The organism is Acidocella sp. (assembly GCF_028687955.1).
Taxonomy (GTDB): domain Bacteria; phylum Pseudomonadota; class Alphaproteobacteria; order Acetobacterales; family Acetobacteraceae; genus Acidocella.
The window spans coordinates 1-7,217 of sequence record NZ_JAQTZC010000087.1 but is presented as its reverse complement, the minus strand read 5'-3'; the positions used below and the strand labels follow the sequence as shown (position 1 = coordinate 7,217).

Annotated in this window: 7 protein-coding genes; 3 read left to right on the top strand and 4 right to left on the bottom strand. The window is 63.4% G+C overall.

Going from position 1 to position 7,217, the window contains the following annotated elements; translation table 11 throughout:
• Positions 1-308 precede the first annotated feature (308 nt).
• From PHE40_RS10055 to phaR, 4 genes are all read right to left on the bottom strand, one after another.
• A complete protein-coding gene (locus PHE40_RS10055; protein ID WP_299961380.1) occupies positions 309-986 on the bottom strand; it encodes a CatB-related O-acetyltransferase in 678 nt (225 codons plus the stop codon).
• Between the two features lie 29 nt (positions 987-1,015).
• A complete protein-coding gene (locus tag PHE40_RS10050) occupies positions 1,016-2,935 on the bottom strand; it encodes a bifunctional 2',3'-cyclic-nucleotide 2'-phosphodiesterase/3'-nucleotidase (protein WP_299961378.1) in 1,920 nt (639 codons plus the stop codon).
• Between the two features lie 121 nt (positions 2,936-3,056).
• Positions 3,057-3,677, bottom strand: a complete 621-nt coding sequence (locus PHE40_RS10045; protein WP_299961376.1) for an ankyrin repeat domain-containing protein — start codon at positions 3,675-3,677, stop codon at positions 3,057-3,059.
• A gap of 96 nt (positions 3,678-3,773) precedes the next feature.
• The gene (phaR, locus tag PHE40_RS10040; RefSeq protein WP_299961374.1) at positions 3,774-4,367 is read right to left on the bottom strand and encodes a polyhydroxyalkanoate synthesis repressor PhaR; all 594 of its coding nucleotides are present in this window, start codon (positions 4,365-4,367) and stop codon (positions 3,774-3,776) included.
• Positions 4,368-4,523: 156 nt separating this feature from the next.
• Between phaR and PHE40_RS10035 the strand changes: the two genes are divergently transcribed.
• Genes PHE40_RS10035 through PHE40_RS10025 form a run of 3 tightly spaced genes read left to right on the top strand, consistent with a single transcriptional unit; the run spans position 4,524 to position 7,066 of the window.
• Complete coding sequence (locus tag PHE40_RS10035) at positions 4,524-4,865, top strand: hypothetical protein (RefSeq protein ID WP_299961372.1); 342 nt, start codon at positions 4,524-4,526, stop codon at positions 4,863-4,865.
• Positions 4,825-5,901: an alpha/beta fold hydrolase gene (locus tag PHE40_RS10030; protein ID WP_299961370.1), complete on the top strand. Its 1,077-nt coding sequence runs from the start codon at positions 4,825-4,827 to the stop codon at positions 5,899-5,901. Before PHE40_RS10035 ends, PHE40_RS10030 begins: the two co-directional genes overlap by 41 nt.
• Positions 5,894-7,066 (top strand): acetyl-CoA C-acetyltransferase, encoded by a 1,173-nt coding sequence (locus PHE40_RS10025; protein WP_299961368.1) that lies wholly within the window; start codon positions 5,894-5,896, stop codon positions 7,064-7,066. The genes PHE40_RS10030 and PHE40_RS10025 overlap by 8 nt, the downstream gene beginning before the upstream one ends.
• The last annotated feature ends 151 nt before the right edge of the window (positions 7,067-7,217 follow it).

Below are 7,217 nucleotides of genomic sequence, written 5' to 3'. Positions count from 1 at the left end.
ATGCGGGGTTTCTGGTGGGGCCGGTGGTGATTGGCGCGGTGGCGAACAGGCTGGGGCTGGGGTTTGCGCTGGGGTTGGATGCGGCGTTGCTGGGGGCGGCGTTTTTTGCCGCCGAGGCGGTGGCGGGATAGGCGGGGGAAGGGAGCGCTTGCACTCACCCATCCTTATAATACCAGCCCGCCAAGAGCTTGACTCTCTGGGTTTGGTGGCGGGCTGGTATAAGCTTCTGATTTTGCGCGCGGCCGCCCCACCAGCCCCGCGCGCATACCAGTCAGCCTTAAGGCTGACTGGTATAATAGCGTAATCTGCTACGGTTGCTGCTCGGCAGCATCAAGAAATGAATTGATTTGATCTTTCAGCATCAAAGGCAAAAACTTCTCTATTTTTTCGTCAGGCCAGTTCCACCAGCTGATTTTCTGTAATAGGGATATTGTTTCGTTATCAAATCTAAGCCTGACGGTTCGCGCGGGATTTCCGGCTGCTATGGCGTAGGGGGGAATGTCTCTTGTGACCACCGCTCCGGCACCGACGGCGGCGCCGTTGCCGATCGTGACGCCGGACATGATCATGGCGTTCATGCCGATCCAGACGTCGTGACCTAGGGTTACATCGCCTTTTGTGCGAGGGTGGCCGAAAATGTTCCACGCTGATTCACATGTGATATTGAAGGGGTAGGTTGTTACCCAATCAAGGCGATGCTCGCCACCGAGAAAAATTCTGACGTTGCCGGCCAGCGAACAAAAATTGCCGATAGAAAGCTTGCCACCATCTTCCTGGGACTCAATGATTGGTTTGCCGTAGCTTGCTCGACCGATTTCGTATTGAGGAAATTGTCTTTGTAGATTACTTGACTTCACCCAAGCGAGGTCCTGGATTTTTTGATTTTGCCACGATGCTGGTGGGTGCGGCTCGGCTGGGCTATTGCGTGCGCCACCGAGGTATCTTCTGAGATGATTCGCAAGTATGTTTTTTAGGGAGATTTTCAACTTTTTTCCTAAAGATAGAGCGGTGGCTGTCAGCTGAGGGATAGGGCAAACTGGGTGTAGCCGTTTCCGGCGTCTCCCAGGGAGGCTATATTTTTATTTTGCAACAAATAACGCGCGGCGGCGGGTGAGGATTCGAAGGTGACGGTGACCGGGGCGCCGATGGGGGTGAAGGACCAGACCGGCGGGGTTGCAACCGTGATGGTTTTTTCAGCCATGATGTAGCGGATGATGGCGTCGCGCGTTTGGTCCGGGGCGCGCAGGATGACGGCGGCGGGGTTGTGCACGATGCCGCCGGAATCGGCGCGGTAGTTGTTGGTGATGACGATGAAATGCTGGTCTGCCGTTATGGGCGTGCCATTGTAGCGCAGGTTTTTGATTCTGTTGGCGTAGGCTTTGAATTTTCCATGGGCGCCGAAGCGGGCCGGCTGTGTGATGTCAATCTCGTAGGTGATGCCGGAGATGACATCGAACACATAAGAGGGGACGTAGCGGTTGAGCAGAGGTTGCGGGGCGGGATTTTCGGGGTCGATCTGGTTGAAGATTTCCGCTGATTTTTCCAGCCAGTTTTGTAACTGTTCGCCGTTGACGCGCAGCGCGGCGACGGTGTTTGGATACATGTAGAGGTCAGCTACGTCCTTGATGGCGATGGTGCCGGCGCTAAGGTCTATGTAGTTGTCGGGGGATTGGTAGCCCTCCTTGAAGGGGGCGGCGGCGGAGAGGATCGGCAGGTTTGTAGGCGCCAGCAGCGGGGTTGCGTACCAGGTCTGGGCGGCGTTGACGAGGGCGAGGGAGTCCTCGGTGCCGATGAGGGCGAAATAGCTGGTAAGCGGCTGGGTGAGGCGGCCGATGGGCTCGCGTATCCAGGCCAGGGTTTTTTGGTGATCCTGGGCGACGGCGGAATCGACTTGGGGATCGTTGGCCGCGAGCGGGGTGACGGTGTGGCCGCTGCGCTGGGAGATGGGCTGGGTGGCGCAGGTGAAGCTGGTGACGGCCCATTTGCCGTTTTGCTGGGTGAGGGTGAGGTCTATGATGCCCAGATCGCTGCCCCAGAAGCCCGGCATGGTGGCGGGGATGCCGTTCAAGGTGCCGGTTGTGGCGTCGATGCCGTCATATCCGGCGTAGTCAGGCCCGGGGAAGACGCGGTGGGAATGGCCGGTGAAGATGACGTCAATCCCGGGGATCTGGGCGAGGTAGTAGCTTGCGTTTTCATCAAAGCCGCGGCGCGGGGCGGTGGAGATGCCGGAGTGGCTGAGGGCGATGAGAAGGTCTACCTGTGGGCGCAGTTGGGGGATGTGGGCTTGGGCGGCGTCTACGATGTCAAGCGTGGTGAGGCGGCCGGTGAGATGGGCTTTGTCCCAATTCGTGATCTGGGGCGGGACGAAGCCGATGACGCCGATTTTCAAGAGGTGGAGCGAGCCGTCCTGCGCGGTGAAGTGGCGCTCCAGGATGAGGGTTGGGGAGAGCCAGGGCGTGCCGTCAGCGTTGAGGATGTTGGCGGAGCAGAAGGGAAAGTTGGCGCTCGAGAGGGCGGCTGTGCAGAAATCCAGCCCGTAGTTGAATTCATGGTTGCCGATGGTGGCGGCGTCGTAGTTCAGGGTGTTCATGGCGCGGATGGTGGGGTGGATGTGGCCGGGGGGCAGGTTGCCGGGCTGGGCCATGTAGTCAGCCAGGGGGTTGCCCTGGATGGTGTCGCCATTGTCAAACAATAGCGTGTTTTGCGCCTGGGCGCGGGCGGCGCGGATAAGGGTGGCGGCCTTGGTGAGGCCGACGCTGTTGTCGGGCGTGTCGCGGAAATAGTCGTAATTTTCATCAAACGTGTGGAGGTCTGAGGTCTCCAGCAGGCGCAGCTGGATGATGGCGCCGGTGGCGGCCGCGGCCGGGGTGGCGGCGAGCACTGTGAGGGCGGCGGTGGATTGGAGGAGCGCACGGCGGGGGAGGAGCTGAGGCATGTTGGCAGCAAGCCAGGAAGTGGCGCGCGATGCAACCCTGGGGTGATTTTGGTGAAAATTATGAACAGCGGGCGCGCGGGCTGGGGGTGAGGGCGCGGATTTTTGAGGCCGCGCCGTGGGGTCAGTTCTTGGGGGCGAAACCCAGGAACCCGGCGGAGGGGTTGGGAGTGCCGGGATTGTTGCCGGGGGTGAGCTGCACGGCAGGCGCCCGGGCTGAGGGCCGCTGGGCGGGACGCGGCTTCGCGCGCGCGGGACCGGCGGGCGCGGAGACGGGCAGGGCCGGGCCGGAAGCGTTGGCGCCGATGGCGCCGCCGGTCTCGTTACGGGTGGCCAGCAACAGGAAGGTGATGTTGTTGTGGTTGAGGGCGATGGAGAGGTCCAGCGGGGTTTCACCGAGATCGTTTTTGGCGGTGAGGTCGGCGCCGCGGCTCAGCGCGGCCTGCGCGGCGTTGTAATCGCCGCTGTTGACGGCGGCGAACAAGGCCTGGGTGGGGTCTGCGATGGCGGGTTTCTGTGCCACGGGGGCGGTTGCCAGCAGCGCCGGGCTGCCCGCGCCCGGCAGGGCGGGGGGGGCGATGTCTGGCGTTTGGCCCTGGGGTTGCAGAGCGCCGCCGCCGGGGGCGCCGCCGGGAGCACCACCAGGTGCGCCACCAGGTGCGCCACCCATGGACATCTGGGCGAAGGCCGGGGTGGAGGCGAGAAGCAGAACAAGACCGAGGGCGGAGGCGGGGATATATCTCATGGTGAACAACTGTATCGTATTAGTGGGTGAGCCACCAGAACCCGGGGCAAGATAACGGGGCGGGCCGGCCGGTGTGGCAGCAGCCCGCCGGGTGCGTTATTCGGCCTTCTTCGGCTTGGCGCGAAGCCGTGCGAGCTGTTGTTGTAGGCGCTCGACCTCGCCGCGCAGGTTTATGATTTCCTCCTGGTATTCCTGCAAGGCGTCCGGCGGGGAGGTGGCATCGCCCTCATGCTGGAAGGGGGTGAAGAGGGTCATCGCGCGGCCCATCATTTCCATGTTTTTGCGGCTCATATCCTCGATGCCGGGGGGCAGGAAGGGGCTGAGGGTTTTCTGCATGGTGGCGCGCAGGCTTTCCTGCTGGCGGGCAAAGCTCGACATGGCCTGCTCAAGGTAGCGCGGTACGGCGCTTTGCACGTTGTCACCGTAGAAGCCGATCAACTGGCGTAGGAAGTTGGTGGGGAGCAGGGCGTTGCCTTTGCCTTCTTCCTCGACGATGATCTGGGTGAGTACGCTGCGGGTGATGTCCTCGCCGGTTTTGGCGTCGTAGACCACGAAATCGCGATCCTTGCGGACCATTTCGGCAAGGTTCTCCAATGTGATATAGCTGGAGCTTTCGGTATCATAGAGGCGCCGGTTGGCGTATTTTTTGACAATGACAGGCTGTGGAGTTGGAGCTGCCGGTTCACCCATTTTTATCGTCTCCTGTCCCGCCGGGGTGATCGCACCGTTCGCGGGTGTTCGTGGATATTGTGCACTGCAAGGGTAGCATGGTGTTTCAGTTATGGCGAATTCCTTTTGTTCGGGGTAGGAGACGTGCAGGCGGGCGACTGGGGAGTCAAATGCATTATGGACGACAATTTGGCCCAGGATCTCGTGGCCATGTGGCAGAGCGAGCTGACTGCGATGGCCGCGGACCGGGAGATCCGGGAGGCATGGGCCGCGATGGTGGCGCTGTGGGCGCAGTCTGCCAACGCTGCGTTGAAGTTTGCGCAGCATGATACAGCGTTCGGAAGCGCCGGGGCCGCTCAGCCGCCGCGGGCCGCGTCCGCTGCTGCTGCACCTCAGCTTGGCCTGGATGAAATCGAGCGGCTTGGCCGCCGGGTCGCTGAACTGGAGCAACGTCTGGCCCAGTTTTTGGAACGCGGAGATGGGGGCGCAGGACCCGGCAAGGCTGAAGGCGGCGTTTGAGGAGGCGTTGCGGGCTGACCGGGCGCTGATTGCCGGGATTGCGGCGTACCGGGCGGATACGTATGTGCGCGAGATGCGCGACCCGTCCGCGGTGTGGGAGGAAGGCGAGAGCAGGCTGCTGGATTATGGCGGGAGCGGGCCGGCGGTGATGTTCGTGCCCAGCCTGATCAACCGGGCGTACATACTTGACTTGATGGAGGGAGGCTCGATGCTGCGCTGGCTGGCGGGGCAGGGGGTGCATCCGTATCTGCTGGACTGGGGCTGGCCGGGTGAGGTGGAGCGGGGGTTTTCGCTCACCGATTACATTGCCGGGCGGCTGGAGCGGGCGCTGGCGGCGGTGCCGGGGCCGGTTGTGCTGGCGGGGTATTGCATGGGCGGGCTGCTGGCGCTGGCGGCCGCGCTGCGCCAGCCGAAGAAGGTGAGCGCGCTGGCGCTGCTGGCCACGCCGTGGGATTTTCATGCGGCGGACCCGGGGGTTGCCCAGCGCGTGGGCGAGGCGCTGCCGGCGATGGAGGCGGTGATGCGGTTTTCCAACACGTTGCCGATCGATGCGCTGAATGCGCTGTTTACCATGGTGGACCCGCATGGGGTTGGCGCCAAATATCGGGATTTTGCCGGGCAGCAGAAAAATTCGGCCCGCGCGCGGCGGTTTGTGGCGATGGAGGACTGGCTGGCGGACGGCGTGCCGCTGGCCGCACCCGTGGCGCGTGAGGCGCTGGGTGGCTGGTACGGCGCGAACACGCCGGCGCGCGGGCATTGGCGCGTGGCCGGGCTGGCGGTGGACCCGGCGCGGCTGGAGATGCCGGTTTTCTGCGCGATTCCCGAGCGTGACCGGCTGGTGCCCGCGGTTTCGGCGCGGCCGCTGGCGGCGCTGGTGAAACATGCTAAGGTGATTGAGCCGCGGGCCGGGCATATCGGCATGATCGCGGGGACGTATGCGCAAACCGCGCTGTGGCAGCCTTTCGCGGACTGGCTGCAGGGGCTATGCTCAAGCACGGCCAAGGACCACACACAGAAGGAAAACAGTCATGAGTGATATCGTTATCGTTTCCGCCGCGCGGACCGCTGTCGGCAGTTTTAATGGTGTTTTTGGCGCGACGCCGGCGCATGTATTGGGGGCTGCCGCGATCAAGGCCGCGATTGCGCGGGCCGGGCTGTCGCCGGAGGATATTGACGAGGCCATTTTGGGCCAGGTGCTGAGCGCGGCGCAGGGGCAGAATCCGGCGCGCCAGGCGGTTCGCGCCGCGGGGATTCCCGATTCCAAGACGGCGTTTGGGATTAATCAGGTGTGCGGCTCGGGGCTGCGCGCGGTGGCGCTGGCGGCGCAGCAGATCCGGACGGGCGAGTCCAATATCGTGATCGCGGGCGGGCAGGAGAGCATGAGCCTCTCGGTCCATGCCGCTTATCTGCGGGCCGGGACGAAGATGGGTGATGTCGGGTTTATCGACACCATGATTAAAGATGGGCTGTGGGATGCGTTCAACGGCTATCACATGGGCGTGACGGCCGAGAATGTCGCGCGGGCGTGGCAGATTACGCGCGAGCAGCAGGATGCGCTGTCGCTTGGCTCGCAGCAGAAGGCTGCGGCGGCGCAGAAGGCTGGGAAGTTCAAGGATGAGATCGTGCCGGTGACGCTGACCACCCGCAAGGGCGAGGTGGTGGTGGACCAGGATGAGTATATCAAAAGTGAAAGCACGGCTGAGGGCCTGGCCAAGCTGCGGCCGGCGTTCATGAAGGACGGCACGGTGACGGCGGGCAATGCCTCGGGCATTAACGATGGCGCCGCGGCGCTGGTGGTGATGAGCGCCGGGGAGGCCGCACGGCGAGGGCTGACGCCGCTGGCGCGCATAGCGAGCTTTGCCACCGCCGGTGTTGACCCGGCGCTGATGGGGTCCGGGCCGATCCCCTCCTCGCAGAAGGCATTGGCGCGCGCGGGCTGGAAGGTGGCTGATCTGGACCTGATCGAGGCCAATGAGGCGTTCGCGGCGCAGGCCTGCGCGGTGAACAAGGAATTGGGGCTGGACCCGGCGAAAGTGAATGTGAACGGCGGAGCGATTGCCATCGGGCATCCGATTGGCGCCTCGGGCGCGCGGGTTTTGACCACGCTGCTGTTCGAAATGGGCCGCCGCGACGCCAAGAAGGGGCTGGCGACGCTGTGCATCGGCGGCGGCATGGGTGTTGCCATGTGCCTGGAGCGTTGAGCGTCTGGAGCGCTGATTTCAGCCGGGGGGGTATGGCGCGCGCCATACTTCCCCGGCCTGAGAGCCGGGCCGCTGGCCAAAGCGGGCACAACCGATGTGAAACCAAGAAAATCTGCGAGGGTGTATGGCTGTTTCCAAGGTATTCCCTGAT